General features: G+C 71.7%; 10 protein-coding genes and 1 pseudogene. 7 read left to right on the plus strand and 4 right to left on the minus strand.

Going from position 1 to position 15,440, the window contains the following annotated elements:
- Nucleotides 1-340: ComF family protein (locus BU198_RS35025; RefSeq protein ID WP_411293270.1), on the minus strand; the 340-nt coding region annotated here is incomplete at its 3' end.
- Between the two features lie 370 nt (nt 341-710).
- Here BU198_RS35025 and hpf point away from each other — a divergent pair.
- Entirely contained in the window at nt 711-1,406 is a 696-nt protein-coding gene (gene hpf, locus BU198_RS35030; RefSeq protein ID WP_188300879.1) for a ribosome hibernation-promoting factor, HPF/YfiA family, read from the plus strand.
- Between the two features lie 201 nt (nt 1,407-1,607).
- Complete coding sequence (locus BU198_RS35035) at nt 1,608-2,357, plus strand: response regulator transcription factor (protein ID WP_188300880.1); 750 nt, start codon at nt 1,608-1,610, stop codon at nt 2,355-2,357.
- A 12-nt stretch (nt 2,358-2,369) separates the two neighbouring features.
- Here the strand turns inward: BU198_RS35035 and BU198_RS35040 are convergent, their stop codons facing one another.
- Nucleotides 2,370-3,581 carry a winged helix-turn-helix domain-containing protein gene (locus BU198_RS35040; protein ID WP_188300881.1) on the minus strand — a complete coding sequence of 404 codons (1,212 nt, stop codon included), beginning with the start codon at nt 3,579-3,581 and terminating at the stop codon, nt 2,370-2,372.
- A gap of 41 nt (nt 3,582-3,622) precedes the next feature.
- Nucleotides 3,623-4,180 carry a GNAT family N-acetyltransferase gene (locus BU198_RS35045; RefSeq protein ID WP_188300882.1) on the minus strand — a complete coding sequence of 186 codons (558 nt, stop codon included), beginning with the start codon at nt 4,178-4,180 and terminating at the stop codon, nt 3,623-3,625.
- A gap of 281 nt (nt 4,181-4,461) precedes the next feature.
- Between BU198_RS35045 and secA the strand changes: the two genes are divergently transcribed.
- From secA to pyk, 5 genes are all read left to right on the plus strand, one after another.
- Nucleotides 4,462-7,224: a preprotein translocase subunit SecA gene (gene secA, locus BU198_RS35050; RefSeq protein WP_188300883.1), complete on the plus strand. Its 2,763-nt coding sequence runs from the start codon at nt 4,462-4,464 to the stop codon at nt 7,222-7,224.
- A 146-nt stretch (nt 7,225-7,370) separates the two neighbouring features.
- Entirely contained in the window at nt 7,371-9,632 is a 2,262-nt protein-coding gene (gene glgB / locus BU198_RS35055) for a 1,4-alpha-glucan branching enzyme (RefSeq protein WP_411293271.1), read from the plus strand.
- 155 nt (nt 9,633-9,787) lie between these two features.
- Nucleotides 9,788-11,947: a phosphate acetyltransferase gene (pta, locus tag BU198_RS35060; RefSeq protein ID WP_188298303.1), complete on the plus strand. Its 2,160-nt coding sequence runs from the start codon at nt 9,788-9,790 to the stop codon at nt 11,945-11,947.
- Complete coding sequence (locus BU198_RS35065) at nt 11,944-13,167, plus strand: acetate kinase (RefSeq protein ID WP_188298302.1); 1,224 nt, start codon at nt 11,944-11,946, stop codon at nt 13,165-13,167. Before pta ends, BU198_RS35065 begins: the two co-directional genes overlap by 4 nt.
- Nucleotides 13,168-13,261: 94 nt before the next feature.
- Nucleotides 13,262-14,689, plus strand: a complete 1,428-nt coding sequence (gene pyk / locus BU198_RS35070; protein WP_188298301.1) for a pyruvate kinase — start codon at nt 13,262-13,264, stop codon at nt 14,687-14,689.
- 75 nt (nt 14,690-14,764) lie between these two features.
- Here pyk and BU198_RS35075 read toward each other — a convergent pair.
- Nucleotides 14,765-15,440, minus strand: a pseudogene (locus tag BU198_RS35075) (hypothetical protein); the annotation flags it as partial.

Consider the following 15,440-nt stretch of genomic DNA (forward strand, 5'->3'; position numbering starts at 1 on the left):
GCGCCGCGGCCCCGGCCCGCGCCCCCAGGGCGGAGCGCACCGCCCGGCCGAGGGCCTCGCCGAGCGGCCCGGCCAGCCGCAGCGCGCCCCGCTCCTTGTGCGCGAGCAGCAGTTGGCGGACCGGACCGGCGTACGGCGCGGCGGCGTGCGCCCAGGGCAGCAGGGTGGGGGCGGGCCTGGCGGTGGCCAGCGCCTGCCGGCAGGCCGGGCAGAGCTGGGTGCGCTCGCTGCCGCAGCCCGCGCAGTCGGCGGGCAGCAGGACGTCCAGCAGGCCGGCCAGCGCGTGGCCGAGCGGTCCTTGGACGGATGGCGGGCGGGTAGGGGAGGGAGACGTCGGCACGGCTGCTCCTGGCGGCGGCAGACACGGAGAGTCAGCACAGGATCGGCCGTATGGGGGGCGTTGTCCAGGCATTTACCCATACTTCACCCACGGGAGGGTAGACAGGGTGCACCAGCTTGACCGTCCGACCGCAGTATCGGGTCATACCCTCCTTATCGCCTGAGGAGGCGAAAAACCCGTGTGAGGTGTTCGATAAGGCCCAGGGGGTTTCAAACGTCCCTGGTGGGGAGGAAGTGAGGTGAGGGCCAGTCGTTTCCCGCCGCTGGCGGCGGGGGGCGGGGGGCCGGCAGTGGATGGGCTGGTCCAGCTGGGTCTCAGTCCGGTCCGGTAGCACCCGGATCGGCGTCAGCACGAGGGATCGGAGTTCTGCGTGGACATCGTCGTCAAGGGCCGCAAGACCGAGGTGCCCAAGAGGTTCCGCGAGCACGTGGCCGAGAAGCTGGAGAAGGTCCAGAAGTTCGACGCCAAGGCCATCAGCCTCGACGTCGAGGTGTCCAAGGAGCACAACCCGCGGCAGGCCGACCGCTCCGATCGGGTGGAGATCACTCTCCGCAGCCGCGGCCCCGTGATCCGGGCCGAAGCCGCCGCCGGGGACCCGTACGCGGCGCTCGACCTGGCGTCGGCGAAGCTCGACGCGCAGCTGCGCAAGTCCGCGGACCGGCGCCGGGTGCACAAGGGCGGCGCCAACGGCCGCACCCCGATCAGCGTCGCCGAGGCGACCGCGTCCCTGGCCTCGCTGCCGGAGACGACGGCGCCGGAGAACGAGACGAACGGCGCTGTCCGCAAGACCATGATGGGATCCGTGGAAGTGGAGGGCGAAGGCCCGCTGGTGGTCCGGGAGAAGACGCACCCGGCCGCCCCCATGGCGCTGGACCAGGCGCTCTACGAGATGGAGTTGGTCGGCCACGACTTCTACCTCTTCGTGGAGAAGGACAGCGGTCTGCCGAGCGTGGTCTACCGCCGGCACGGTTACAACTACGGCGTCATCCACCTCCAGACCGACCTCGCGGCCGGGGCGGGCAGTGGGGCGGGCGGCGCGATCGGCGGGTCCGACGGCGAGGACTGACCGTCCGAGCAGTGATGGAGGGGTGACCCCGGCGGCCGTGGCCGCCGGGGTCACCGGCGTTCGGGGGCAGGGCGGTTCGAACGGTGCCGTGTCCCGGGGCGGGGTCACCCGATGCGGGGGAATCGGCATCGGAGCGTGACCGTGGCGGGTTCGGGGCGTGGAATGATTGGCGCACGACGACCCGCGAAGGGGGAGGAGCGGATGGGGGATCACTTCGGGCTGGGGCCCGGCAGGCCCGGGATGCCGTTGGGGGCGGAGGAGGAGCCTGCGTACGAGCCGCGCCGGGGTGAGCCGATCCGCGTGTTGGTGGTGGACGACCACGCGCTGTTCCGGCGGGGACTGGAGATCGTCCTCGCGGAGGAGCCGGACATCAAGGTCGTCGGCGAGGCCGGGGACGGCGCCGAGGCGGTGCTGAAGGCCGCTGACCTGCTGCCCGACATCATCCTCATGGACGTCCGGATGCCGCGCCGCAGCGGGATCGAGGCCTGCACGGCGATCAAGGACGTGGCGCCCAGCACCAAGATCATCATGCTGACGATAAGCGACGAGGAGGCCGACCTCTACGAGGCGATCAAGGCGGGGGCCACCGGCTACCTGCTCAAGGAGATCTCCACCGACGAGGTCGCCACCGCGATCCGCGCGGTCGCCGACGGGCAGTCGCAGATCAGCCCCTCGATGGCGTCCAAGCTGCTCACCGAGTTCAAGTCGATGATCCAGCGCCGCTCGGACGACCGGGACCTGGTGCCCGCACCCCGGCTCACCGACCGGGAGTTGGAGGTGCTCAAGCTGGTGGCGACCGGGATGAACAACCGGGAGATCGCCAAGGAGCTGTTCATCAGCGAGAACACGGTGAAGAACCACGTGCGCAACATCCTGGAGAAGCTCCAGCTGCACTCCAGGATGGAGGCCGTGGTGTACGCGATGCGGGAGAAGATCCTCGAAATAGGGTGAGCCGGCCGGGACCTACCGGTCCGCCAGCAGTTTCTCCAGGGTCGGGCGCAGCCGCTCGTCGTGCAGCGTCCCGACCCGCACCTCGTCGCAGCCGACCCAGTCGGCGGCCTCGCGCAGGGCCGTCGCCAGCGCCTCGACGCGCCGGGTGCCGCCGCCGCGGCCGCCGTCCAGCGAGACCTGGCGGGCGACCAGGGTGCGGCCCTCGCGGGCCGGGTCGACCCGGCCGACCAGCCGGCCGCCGGTCAGCAGCGGCATCGCGAAGTAGCCGTGCACCCGCTTGTGCTTGGGGGTGTAGGCCTCCAGCCGGTGGGTCATCCCGAAGATCCGCTCGGTGCGGGCGCGGTCCCAGACCAGCGAGTCGAACGGCGAGAGCAGCGTGGTGCGGTGGCGCCCGCGCGGGGGTGCGGCGAGGGCGGCCGGGTCGGCCCAGGCTGCGGCCGGGGCGCCGTCCTGCCCCCAGCCGGCCACCTCGACCGGGACCAGCCCGCAGTCGGCGAGCACCGGGTCCAACTCCTCGGCGCGCAGCCGGTGGTAGTCCAGCAGGTCGGTCCTGGTGGCCACGCCGAGCGCGGCGCCGGCCTGGGCGACCAGGGTGCGCACGCACTCCTCGTCCGACCGCTGCTGCCCGAGCAGGGCGTCCGGGACGGCCTGCTCGGCCAGCGCGTAGACCCGCTTCCAGCTCCGGCGTTCGGTGCAGACCACGTCGCCGAAGGCCAGCGCCCGTTCGACCGCGATCTTGGTGTCGGACCAGTCCCACCACTCGGCGGTCTTCTTGGCGCCGCCCAGCTCGGTGGAGGTCAACGGCCCCTCGGCGCGCAGCTTGTCGAGCACGCCGCGGTAGGTCTCGGGCGCGACCTGGTAGCCCCAGAGGTGGCCGCGGTCGCGGTAACGGCGGCGCCGGAAGGCGAACAGCGGCCACTCCTCGACCGGCAGGACGCAGGCCGCGTGCGACCAGTACTCGAAGCTGGTGCCGCCGCCCCAGTACGCCGCCTCCACGGCGGGCCGGCCGACCGCGCCGAGGCGGGCGTACGGGATCAGCTCGTGGGAGCGGGCGAGCACCGAGATGGTGTCCAGCTGGACGGCGCCCAGGTGCCGCAGCACCCCGCGCACCCCGGCCCTGCGGTCGGGCGCTCCCAGCAGGCCCTGGGCACGCAGGGCGATCCGGCGGGCTTCGTCCGCACCGAGGGTGGTGACGGGCGCGGGGCGGGGGACGGCGGCAGTCATGGCGGCGAGCGTATCCCGGTGCACCGACGGTGCGGACGGGCTCAGTGGAGGTCGGCGGGCAGCAGGGAGGCGATCCAGGCGTCGTGGAAGACGCCGCGCTGCTCGGCGTACGAGCGCAGGGTGCCCTCGAAGCGGTAGCCGGCCTTCTCGGCGACCGCGCGGGAGCCCTCGTTGCCGACGTAGGCCTGCCACTCCAGGCGGCGCAGGCCGAGCTCGCGCAGGCCGTGGCGGGAGACGGCGCGGGCGGCCTCGGTGGTGTAGCCGCGGCCGCGGAACTCCTTCACCGCCCACCAGCCGATCTCGGCGGAGCCCGGATCGTGGGGGCGCAGGACGAGCGCCTGGGAGCCGACCAGGGCGCCGGAGCCGCGCTCGAACACGCACCAGATCCGGTTCGCTCCGGTGCGCCGGCCCTCGACGGCGAGATCGCGCACGAAGTACTCCGCGTCCTCGCGCCGGTACGGCGACGGCACGACCGTCCAGCGCTGGATCTCCGGGTCCTGGCAGGCGGCGAAGACCGCGTCGATGTCGGACTCCCGAGGGGCGCGCAGGACGAGCCGTTCGGTGGTGAGGGTGGCCGGTTCCGTGGCGGTTTCTTCCATGAACGGATTATTCCGCCGGGCGGGAGGGCGGGCATCCGAATATCCCGCCGGTCCGCCGTTCCGCCCGCGGGTCGCGGCCGCGGGCGGCCAACTCTCCGGCTCGCCGACCGTTTTGCCCCGGTGGACGGTGCTATCGGGCCATGTGCTCGCGCGGGTGACACGGGAATACCGTGCTGACGCACCTCCCGGGGGGTTGGACTCCTCGCATACGATGGCCCGTGCGGTGGGGTGGACCCCCCGTGCAGTCGTCCAGTGCCAATACAGGCAAGGAGCCCGCTCAAGTGTCCGTCTTCGACAAGATCCTGCGCGCCGGCGAGGGCAAGATCCTTCGCAAGCTGCAGCGGATTGCTGCCCAGGTCAACTCCATCGAAGAGGACTTCGTCAACCTCACCGACGCCGAGCTGCGCGCTCTGACCGACGAGTACAAGCAGCGGCTGGTGGACGGCGAGAGCCTGGACGACATCCTCCCCGAGGCGTTCGCCACCGTCCGCGAGGCCGCCAAGCGGGTGCTCGGCCAGCGGCACTACGACGTCCAGCTGATGGGTGGCGCGGCCCTGCACCACGGGTACGTCGCGGAGATGCGCACCGGTGAGGGCAAGACCCTCGTCGGCACCCTGCCCGCGTACCTGAACGCCCTGACCGGCAAGGGCGTCCACCTGATCACCGTCAACGACTACCTCGCCGAGCGCGACTCGGAGTGGATGGGCCGGGTGCACCGCTTCCTCGGCCTCGAAGTCGGCGTGATCCTGGGCAGCATGACGCCCGCCGAGCGCAAGCGGCAGTACGGGATGGACATCACGTACGGCACGAACAACGAGTTCGGCTTCGACTACCTGCGCGACAACATGGCCTGGTCGAGGGACGAACTCGTCCAGCGCGGCCACAACTTCGCGATCGTCGACGAGGTCGACTCGATCCTGATCGACGAGGCCAGGACCCCGCTGATCATCTCCGGCCCGGCCGACCAGGCGACCAAGTGGTACGCCGACTTCGCCAAGCTGGTGCAGCGCCTGAAGATCGACCGCGACTACGAGGTCGACGAGAAGAAGCGCACCGTCGGCGTCCTGGAGGAGGGCGTCGGCAGGGTCGAGGACTACCTGGGCATCGACAACCTCTACGAGTCGGTGAACACCCCGCTGGTCGGCTTCCTGAACAACGCCATCAAGGCGAAGGAGCTGTACAAGAACGACAAGGACTACGTCGTCATGAACGGCGAAGTCATGATCGTGGACGAGCACACCGGCCGCATCCTGGCCGGCCGCCGCTACAACGAGGGCATGCACCAGGCGATCGAGGCCAAGGAAGGGGTGGAGGTCCAGAACGAGAACCAGACCCTGGCCACCATCACCCTCCAGAACTTCTTCCGCCTGTACGACAAGCTCGCGGGCATGACCGGTACCGGCACCACCGAGGCCGCCGAGTTCCACCAGATCTACAAGCTCGGCGTGGTGCCGATCCCGACCAACAAGACGCCGCTGCGCCTCGACCAGCCCGACCTGATCTACAAGTCGGAGCCGGCCAAGTTCGCCGCCGTGGTCGAGGACATCGCCGAGAAGCACGAGAAGGGCCAGCCGGTGCTGGTCGGCACCGTGTCGGTCGCGAAGTCCGAGTACCTGTCGCAGGAGCTGCGCAAGCGCGGCATCCCGCACGAGGTGCTGAACGCCAAGCACCACGAGCGCGAGGCGCAGATCGTCGCGCAGGCCGGCCGCAAGGGCGCCGTCACCGTCGCCACCAACATGGCCGGCCGCGGTACCGACATCATGCTGGGCGGCAACGCCGACCACCTGGCCGCCGCCGAGCTGGCGCAGCGCGGGCTGACCCCGACGGACACCCCGGACGAGTACGAGTCCGCCTTCCCGGCCGCGCTGGAGAAGGCCAAGGTCTCGGTGAAGGCCGAGCAGGACGAGGTCAAGGAGGCCGGCGGCCTCTACGTCCTCGGCACCGAGCGGCACGAGTCCCGCCGGATCGACAACCAGCTGCGCGGCCGCTCCGGCCGTCAGGGCGACCCGGGCGAGTCCCGCTTCTACCTGTCGCTGGGCGACGACCTGATGCGCCTGTTCAAGGCCGGCATGGTCGAGCGCGTGCTCTCGATGGCCAACGTGCCCGAGGACGTGCCGATCGAGTCCAAGATGGTCACCCGCGCCATCGCCTCGGCGCAGACCCAGGTCGAGCAGCAGAACTTCGAGATCCGCAAGAACGTCCTCAAGTACGACGAGGTGCTCAACCGCCAGCGCGAGGTCATCTACGGCGAGCGCCGCCGGGTCCTGGAGGGCGAGGACCTCCAGGAGCAGGTCGGCCACTTCATGGACGACACCGTCGAGGCGTACGTCCGGGCCGCCACCGGCGAGGGCTTCGAGGACGACTGGGACCTGGACAAGCTCTGGACCGCGCTCAAGCAGCTCTACCCGCTCACCCTCGACCTGGAGGAGCTGGAGGAGGAGGCCGGCGGCCAGGCCGGGCTGACCCCCGAGTTCCTGATCAAGTCCATCCAGGAGGACATCCAGGCCGAGTACGGCGCCCGCGAGGACCAGCTGGGCGCGGAGATCGTGCGCGAGCTGGAGCGCCGGGTCGTGCTGTCGGTGCTGGACCGCCGCTGGCGCGAGCACCTCTACGAGATGGACTACCTCCAGGAGGGCATCGGCCTGCGGGCCATGGCGCAGCGCGACCCGCTGATCGAGTACCAGCGCGAGGGCTTCGACATGTTCACCGCGATGATGGAGGGCATCAAGGAGGAGTCCGTCGGCTACCTGTTCAACCTGGAGGTCCAGGTCGAGCAGCAGGTCGAGGAGGTCCCGGTCGAGGACGCCCAGGTGGTGCTCGACAAGCTGGAGAAGGACGCCGCCCGCCCGGAGATCAAGGCCAAGGGCCTGGAGGCCCCGAAGCCGCAGCGGCTGCACTACACGGCCCCCTCGGACGAGGTCGGCGGCGGTGTCATCGAGGGCGACTTCGAGGACCTCGCGCCGGAGGACGAGGGTGACGGGATGACCCGCGCCGAGCGCCGCAAGGCCGCCAAGTCCGCCAAGGGCCGCCGCCGCAAGGGCTGAGCCGGCCGTGCGGTCCGGCCCGGGCACCGAGCCCGGGCGGGACGGCGGACACCAGTCAGGACGCCACACAGGGCGCCGTTCCCGGACCGGGACGGCGCCCTGCGCCGTCGTGTACCGCCGGGTGCGGGTGCCGCACCGCCGGACGCGTGCCAGGGCGCTCACCGGGCCTCCACGGCGGTGCACTGCCACTGCCCGGCCGGGCCGCGCTGCTCCAGCCGGAAGGCCACCACGTGGTGCCGCCGGCCGAGGTCGACCGGCTGGTGGGCGGACAGCACCACGACCCGCACGCACTGCTCGGCGCGCACCCGGTACACGGCGGCACCGCGATCCGGGTGCTGCGCCCCCTCGCCGAGCGGGTGGTCGTCGAGACCTCCCAGGGCCCGGCCGAACTCACCCACCAGCAGGGCGGGTTGTTCACCGGCCTGGTGGCCGGCGGCGAACCGCCGGAGTACACCCTGCTGGTGACGTACCCGGGCGGCGAGCCGCTGCGCCAGCACGACGGCTACCGCACCCCGCCCACCCTGGGCGAACTGGACCTGCACCTGATCTCCGAGGGCCGCCACGAGCAGCTGTGGCGGGCACTCGGCGCGCACGTGCGCACCGTCGACGGGGTGCCCGGCACCGCCTTCGCGGTCTGGGCGCCGAACGCCGCCGGGGTCAGGCTGATCGGGGACTTCAACCACTGGGACGGCACCGGGCACCCGATGCGCTCGCTCGGCTCGTCCGGGATCTGGGAGCTGTTCGTCCCCGAGCTGGCCGAGGGCGCCACCTACAAGTACGAGGTGCACACCCGGGAGGGCTGGGTGCTGGACAAGGCCGACCCGCTGGCCAGGGCCGCCCAGTGCCCGCCCGGCACCGCCTCGGTGGTCACCTCCTCCTCCTACGCGTGGCAGGACGGCGAGTGGATGGCCCGCCGGGCCCGCGCCACCCACCACAGGGCACCGATGTCGGTGTACGAGCTGCACCTGCCCTCCTGGCGCCCCGACCTCACCACCTACCGCGCCATCGCCGAGGAACTGCCGCGCTACCTCCAGGAGTTGAACTTCACCCACGTGGAGCTCATGCCGGTGATGGAGCACCCCTTCGGCGGCTCCTGGGGCTACCAGGTGTCCGGCTACTACGCCCCCACCGCCCGGCTCGGCGGCCCGGACGACTTCCGGTACCTGGTGGACACCCTGCACCGGCACGGCATCGGCGTGATCGTCGACTGGGTGCCCGCCCACTTCCCCAAGGACGACTTCGCGCTCGCCCGCTTCGACGGCGAGCCGCTGTACGAGCCGGCCGACCCGCTGCGCGCCGAGCACCCTGACTGGGGGACGCTGGAGTTCGACTACGGCCGCAAGGAGGTGCGCAACTTCCTGGTCGCCAACGCGGTCTACTGGTGCGAGGAGTTCCACGTCGACGGCCTTCGGGTGGACGCCGTCGCCTCGATGCTCTACCTCGACTACTCCCGCGAGGGCGGCGACTGGACGCCCAACCGGTTCGGCGGCCGGGAGAACCTGGACGCGGCCGCCTTCCTCCAGGAGATGAACGCCACCGTCTACCGGCGCTGCCCCGGCGTGGTGACCGTCGCCGAGGAGTCCACCGCCTGGGACGGGGTCACCCGCCCCACCGACGCCGGCGGCCTCGGCTTCGGCCTGAAGTGGAACATGGGCTGGATGCACGACTCGCTGGTCTACATGTCCAAGGAGCCGGTGCACCGCAGGTACCACCACAACGAGATCACCTTCTCGATGGTGTACGCCTACTCGGAGAACTACGTCCTGCCGATCTCGCACGACGAGGTGGTGCACGGCAAGCGGTCCCTGGTCTCCAAGATGCCCGGCGACTGGTGGCAGCAGCGCGCCAACCAGCGCGCCTACCTCGGCTTCATGTGGTCCCACCCGGGCAAGCAACTGCTCTTCATGGGGCAGGAGTTCGCCCAGGGCGCGGAGTGGGACCACGAGCAGGGCCCGCAGTGGTGGGTGCTCGACGAGCAGTGGCCCGCCCACCGGGAGCACCTCGGGGTGCGCCGGCTGGTCCGCGACCTCAACCGCCGCTACCTCGACACCCCGGCGCTGTGGGAGCTGGACACCGTCCCCGAGGGCTTCCGCTGGCTCGACGGCGGCGCCGCCGAGGACAACCTGCTCTCCTTCGTCCGGTACGCGGCCGACGGCTCGCCGCTGGTCGCGGTCTGCAACTTCTCGCCGGTCGTCCGGCACGGCCACCGGGTCGGCCTGCCCCGGCTGGCGGGCCGCGAACAGCTGTGGGAGGAGGCGCTGAACACCGACGCCGAGGAGTACGGCGGCAGCGGCGTCGGCAACTCCCACCCGGTCAAGGCCGAGCCGGTCGCGTGGGACGACCAGCCCCGCTCCGCCGAGCTGGTGCTCCCCCCGCTCGCCACCGTCTGGCTCCGCCCGGCGCGCTGAGGAACCGGGTGCCCGCCCGCCCCGCCGGGCGGGCACCCGGCAGGACCTCCGGCCCCTTGCCCGAACCTCGCCGTTCTGCTCGCGGACGGTCGTTCGGGGTGCGAAGGTATGGTCGATATGACCACTTTCCGAGACGACGGGACGGAGACACCCACGTGGCGCGCAGCGTGTACGTGACCGGTATCGACCGGGGGGACGGCCGCCAGGCGGTCGAACTCGGGGTCATGGAACTGCTCACCCGCCAGGTGGACCGGGTCGGGGTGTTCCGCCCGCTGGTGCACGCCGCCGCACCCGGGCAACCGGGCTCCGACCACGTCGTCGAGCTGCTGCGCGGCCGCTACCGGCTCGACCTGCCGAGCGCCGGGCTGTACGGCCTCACCTACGAGGAGGCCGCCGCGCTCCAGGCCGCCCGGGGGCAGGACGAACTGGTCTCCGTCCTGGTCGACCGCTTCCACGCGCTGGAGCGGCGCTGCCAGGCGGTGCTGGTGCTGGGCACCGACTTCGCCGACACCGGCATCCCGGACGAACTCGCCTTCAACGCCCGCCTGGCGAACGAGTTCGGCGCCGCCGTGCTGCCGGTGGTCGGCGGGCACGGCGCGGACGCCGAGACGGTGATCGCCGAGGTCCGCAACGCGCACCGGGCGTACACCGACCTCGGCTGCGAGACCCTGGCGATGATCGCCAACCGGGTCGCCCCCGGCGGCAAGCAGCGGATCCAGCGCACCCTCACCGAGAAGCTGCCGATCCCCGCCTACGTCATCCCCGACGAGCCGGCGCTGGCCGCGCCCACCGTCGCGCAACTCGTCGAGGCGACCGGCGCCGAGGTGCTGCTCGGGGACGCCGCCGGCCTCGCCAGGGACGTGCGCGGCTACGTCTTCGGCGGCGCCATGCTGCCCACCTTCCTCGACGCGCTGACCGAGGGCGCCCTGGTCGTCACCCCCGGGGACCGCGCCGACCTGGTGATCGGCTCGCTGGCCGCGCACGCCGCCGGCGCCCCGCCGATCGCCGGCGTGCTGCTGACGCTCGGCCAGCACCCCGGCCCCAACGTGATGGCCCTGGCCGCCCGGCTCGCCCCCGGCACCCCGGTCGCGGTCGTCCCCGGGGGCAGCTGGCCGACCGCCGCCCATCTGACCCACCTGGAGGGCAAGCTCACCTCGGCCAGCCCCCGGAAGGCCGAGATCGCCCTCGGGCTGTTCGAACTGCACGTCGACACCGCCGAGTTGACCAACCTGATCGAGGTCGGCCGGTCCGAGCGGGTCACCCCGATGATGTTCGAGCACGAGCTGCTGGAACGCGCCAGGGCCGGGCGCCGGCACGTCGTCCTGCCCGAGGGCACCGAGGAGCGGGTGCTGCGCGCCGCCGAGATCCTGCTGCGCCGCAACATCTGCGACCTCACCCTGCTCGGCGAGCCGGACGCGGTGCGCCGCACAGCCGCCGCCCACGGCATCGAGCTGCCGCAGGTGGGGGCGCCGCCCGGCCTCGGGGCCGGGGAGGAGCCGGACGGCGACCGCGCCCGGGTCCGGATCGTCGACCCGGCCACCAGCCCGCTGCGCCGCCAGTTCGCCGAGCTGTACGCGAAGCTGCGCGCCCACAAGGGGATGACCGTCGAACGGGCCCTGGACGTGGTCACCGACGTCTCGTACTTCGGCACCCTGATGGTCCAGGAGGGCATCGCGGACGGCATGGTCTCCGGCGCGGTGCACTCCACCGCCGCCACCATCCGGCCCGCCTTCGAGGTGGTCAAGACCTCGCCGGACGCCTCGATCGTCTCCTCGGTCTTCTTCATGTGCCTGGCAGACAAGGTGCTGGTGTACGGCGACTGCGCGGTCAACCCCGACCCGGACGCCCAGCAGCTGGCCGACATCGCCATCCAGTCCGCCGCCACCGCCGCCCAGTTCGGGGTGGAGCCGCGGGTCGCGATGCTCTCGTACTCGACCGGCACCTCCGGTTCCGGCGCGGACGTCGACAAGGTGCGCAAGGCCACCGAACTGGTCCGCGAGCTGCGGCCCGACATCCTGGTCGAGGGCCCGATCCAGTACGACGCGGCGGTGGACGCCCACGTCGCGGCCACCAAGCTGCCGGGCTCCCCGGTGGCCGGGCGGGCCACCGTGCTGATCTTCCCCGACCTCAACACCGGCAACAACACCTACAAGGCGGTCCAGCGCTCGGCCGGCGCCGTCGCCGTCGGCCCGGTGCTCCAGGGGCTGCGCAAGCCCGTCAACGACCTCTCGCGCGGCGCGCTGGTGCAGGACATCGTCAACACCGTCGCGATCACCGCCATCCAGTCCCAGGACCGCAAGGAGCCCACGGCATGAGCAATGGCACCCGCGTTCTCGTGCTGAACGCCGGCTCCTCGTCGGTGAAGTACCAGCTGATCGACATGCTGGACGGGGCCAGGCTCGCCGCCGGGCTGGTCGAGCGGATCGGCGAGACCGGCGGGCGCCTGGTGCACACCCCGCGCACCGGCGAGCCGCGCGAGACCGTCCAGGTCTTCCCCGACCACGCCGCCGCGCTCAAGGCCGTCGCCGCGGAGCTGTCCGCCGACGGCCTCGGGCTGGACTCCCCCGAGCTGGCCGCGATCGGCCACCGGGTGGTGCACGGCGGCCTGCGGTTCACCGAGCCGACCGTGATCACCGACGACGTGCTCAAGGAGATCCGCCGGCTGATCCCGGTCGCGCCGCTGCACAACCCGGCCAACATCACCGGCATCGAGGTGGCCCGCGCGCTGCGCCCCGACCTCCCCCAGGTGGCCGTCTTCGACACCGCCTTCCACGCCTCGATGCCCGAGTACTCGGCCCGGTACGCGATCGACAAGGCCGTCGCCGACCGGCACCGGGTGCGCCGCTACGGCTTCCACGGCACCTCGCACCAGTACGTCTCGCGGGCCACCGCCAGGCTGCTCGGCAAGGACCCGGCCGAGGTCAACGTGATCGTGCTGCACCTGGGCAACGGCGCCTCCGCCTCGGCGGTCAGCGGCGGGCGCTGCGTGGACACCTCGATGGGCCTGACCCCGCTGGAGGGCCTGGTCATGGGCACCCGCTCGGGCGACATCGACGCCGGCGTGGTGTTCCACCTGCACCGGGTCGGCGGGCTGTCCGTGGACGAGATCGACGACCTGCTCAACCGCCGCAGCGGCCTGCGCGGGCTGTGCGGCGAGAACGACATGCGCGAGATCATGCGCCGGGCCGACGAGGGGGACGAGGACGCGAAGCTGGCCTTCGACTCGTACGTCCACCGGCTGCGCAAGTACATCGGCGGCTACTACGCGGTGCTGGGCCGGGTGGACGCGATCGCGTTCACCGCGGGCGTCGGGGAGAACGCGGCGCCGGTGCGCGCGGCGGCCACCGCGGGACTGGAGGAACTGGGCATCGCCGTCGACCCGGAGCTGAACTCGGTGCGGTCCGGCGGGGCCCGGATCATCTCGCCCGGGTACGGCCGGGTGGCGGTCGCCGTGGTGCCCACCGACGAGGAGCTGGAGATCGCCCGACAGTCCTTCGCACTGGTGCACGAGGAACGCCGGGAGTCCGAGGACTGACACGGAAACGTCTCACTCCCCGGAACCCTTCGTCGGCGATTCCTCCCGGTGCGTGCCGAATGCACCTATAACACGAACGGATAGACTGATCCATATGCGCCGAGCGAAAATTGTCTGCACCCTGGGTCCGGCGACGGACTCCTACGAACAGCTGAAGGCCATCGTCGAGGCGGGCATGAACGTCGCCCGACTGAACATGAGCCACGGCAACCACGCGGACCACGAGGAGCGGTACCACAAGGTCCGCCAGGTCTCGGAGGACACCGGCAAGGCCATCGGCGTCCTGGCCGACCTCCAGGGTCCGAAGATCCGTCTGGCGACCTTCGCCAACGGCCCGGTGACCGTCGACAACGGCGACGAGTTCACCATCACCACCGAGGACGTCCCCGGTGACCAGCACATCTGCGGCACCACCTACAAGGGCCTGCCGGGCGACGTGAAGCCCGGCGACCCGGTCCTGATCAACGACGGCGTCATCGCCCTGGAGGTCGTCAGCGTCGACGGCCCGCGGGTGAAGACCGTGGTGATCGAGGGCGGCGTGCTCTCGAACAACAAGGGCATCAACCTGCCCGGCGCGGCCGTGAACGTGCCCGCCCTGTCCGAGAAGGACAAGGACGACCTGCGCTTCGCGCTGCGCCTGGGCGTCGACATGGTCGCCCTGTCCTTCGTCCGCAACGCGGACGACGTCAAGGACGTCCACGAGGTCATGGACGAGGTCGGCATCCGGGTGCCGGTCATCGCCAAGATCGAGAAGCCGCAGGCCGTCGAAGCCATGGAGGAGATCGTCCTCGCCTTCGACGCCATCATGGTCGCCCGCGGCGACCTGGCCGTCGAGTACCCGCTGGAGCGGGTGCCGCTCGTCCAGAAGCAGCTGGTCACCCTGGCCCGCCGCAACGCCAAGCCGGTCATCGTCGCCACCCAGATGATGGAGTCGATGATCCACGCCTCGCGCCCGACCCGCGCCGAGGTCTCCGACGTCGCCAACGCCATCCTGGACGGCGCCGACGCGGTGATGCTCTCCGCCGAGTCGAGCGTCGGCAAGTATCCGATCGAGACCGTCCGCACCATGAGCCGGATCTGCGAGAAGGCCGAGGAGGAGATGCTCTCCCAGGGCCTCCAGCCGCTCAACCCGGGCCGCAAGCCGCGCACCCAGGGCGGCTCCGTCGCCCGTGCGGCGTGCGAGCTGGGCGACTTCCTGGACGGCAAGGCGCTGGTCGCCTTCACCAAGTCCGGTGACACCGCCCGCCGGCTGTCCCGCTACCGCTCGCCGATCCCGGTGATCGCCTTCACCCCGGACACCGCCACCCGCAACCAGCTCTCGCTGAGCTGGGGCGTCGAGGCCTACGTGACCGAGCAGGTGGCCACCACCGACGCGATGGTCGCGCAGGTCGACCGGGAGCTGCTGCGACTGGGCCGGCTCGGCGAGGGCGAGACCGTCATCGTCACCGCCGGTGTCCCGGTCGGCATCCCCGGCACCACCAACATGGTGCAGGTGCACCACCTGGGCACCCAGGGCGAGTGAGCACCCGTCGGTCCTGAACGCCCGTGGGGCGGTCCTCCCGGAGGGAGGGCCGCCCCACGGGCGTGACGGCGTCCGCTACGCGTCGCTGTAGGGGGCGTCGTCGTTGAACAGGTGCATCCCCGGGATGTGCAGGGTGCCGCCGAACTGACCGGCCTGCTTGACGGTGACGCCGGTCAGCTCCAGGTCCAGCGGGATCGGGATGGCGCCGATCAGGTCGTACAGCCAGCGCGGCAGGGTGTCCGGAGTGAGGGTGATCTCGCCCAGGTCGATCGGGATCGGCAGACCGAGCACCTTGGAGAGGTGGCCGGACAGCCGCTCCACGTACATGGTGACCGGGCCCTTGCGCATGGTCGAGGTCGAGCCGGGGGCGCCCTGGACGTGGAAGGTGACGCCGTTGCCCTCCAGGGTCGACATGTCGAGGTTCTCGATGTCCACGCTGTCGACCACGAACTTCAGGACGCGCTTGCTGCCGGTCGGCGTCCGCACGTCGTAGACGCCGTGGAAGGCCGCGCCGTGCAGGCCGAGCCGGCTGGTCTTCAGGGTCCAGTTCTGCTCGGGGACGACGTGCCCGGGGGCGGCCGCGCCGGCGGTCAGGCCCCGGGTGTCCACGTCGCAGTCGGGGTTCTCGGTGGGCGTGGCCGACGGGGAGCCGGAGGCACTCGCGGTGGGCGCCGCCGTGGCACCGGAGGACGGCGTCGCGGAGGGCGTCGGCCCGGCGCTCGCCCGGCCGCTCGCAGTGGCGGTGGGCGAG

This window comes from Streptomyces sp. CBMA156, assembly GCF_014596515.1.
Lineage (GTDB): Bacteria > Actinomycetota > Actinomycetes > Streptomycetales > Streptomycetaceae > Kitasatospora.

What these genes read in the sequence shown, in the direction of transcription:
- BU198_RS35035 (WP_188300880.1), top strand. Translation starts at nt 1,608, where the DNA reads ATGGGGGATCACTTCGGGCTGGGGCCCGGCAGGCCCGGGATGCCGTTG.
- BU198_RS35040 (WP_188300881.1), bottom strand. Translation starts at nt 3,581, where the DNA reads ATGACTGCCGCCGTCCCCCGCCCCGCGCCCGTCACCACCCTCGGTGCG.
- BU198_RS35045 (WP_188300882.1), bottom strand. Translation starts at nt 4,180, where the DNA reads ATGGAAGAAACCGCCACGGAACCGGCCACCCTCACCACCGAACGGCTC.
- BU198_RS35065 (WP_188298302.1), top strand. Translation starts at nt 11,944, where the DNA reads ATGAGCAATGGCACCCGCGTTCTCGTGCTGAACGCCGGCTCCTCGTCG.
- pyk (WP_188298301.1), top strand. Translation starts at nt 13,262, where the DNA reads ATGCGCCGAGCGAAAATTGTCTGCACCCTGGGTCCGGCGACGGACTCC.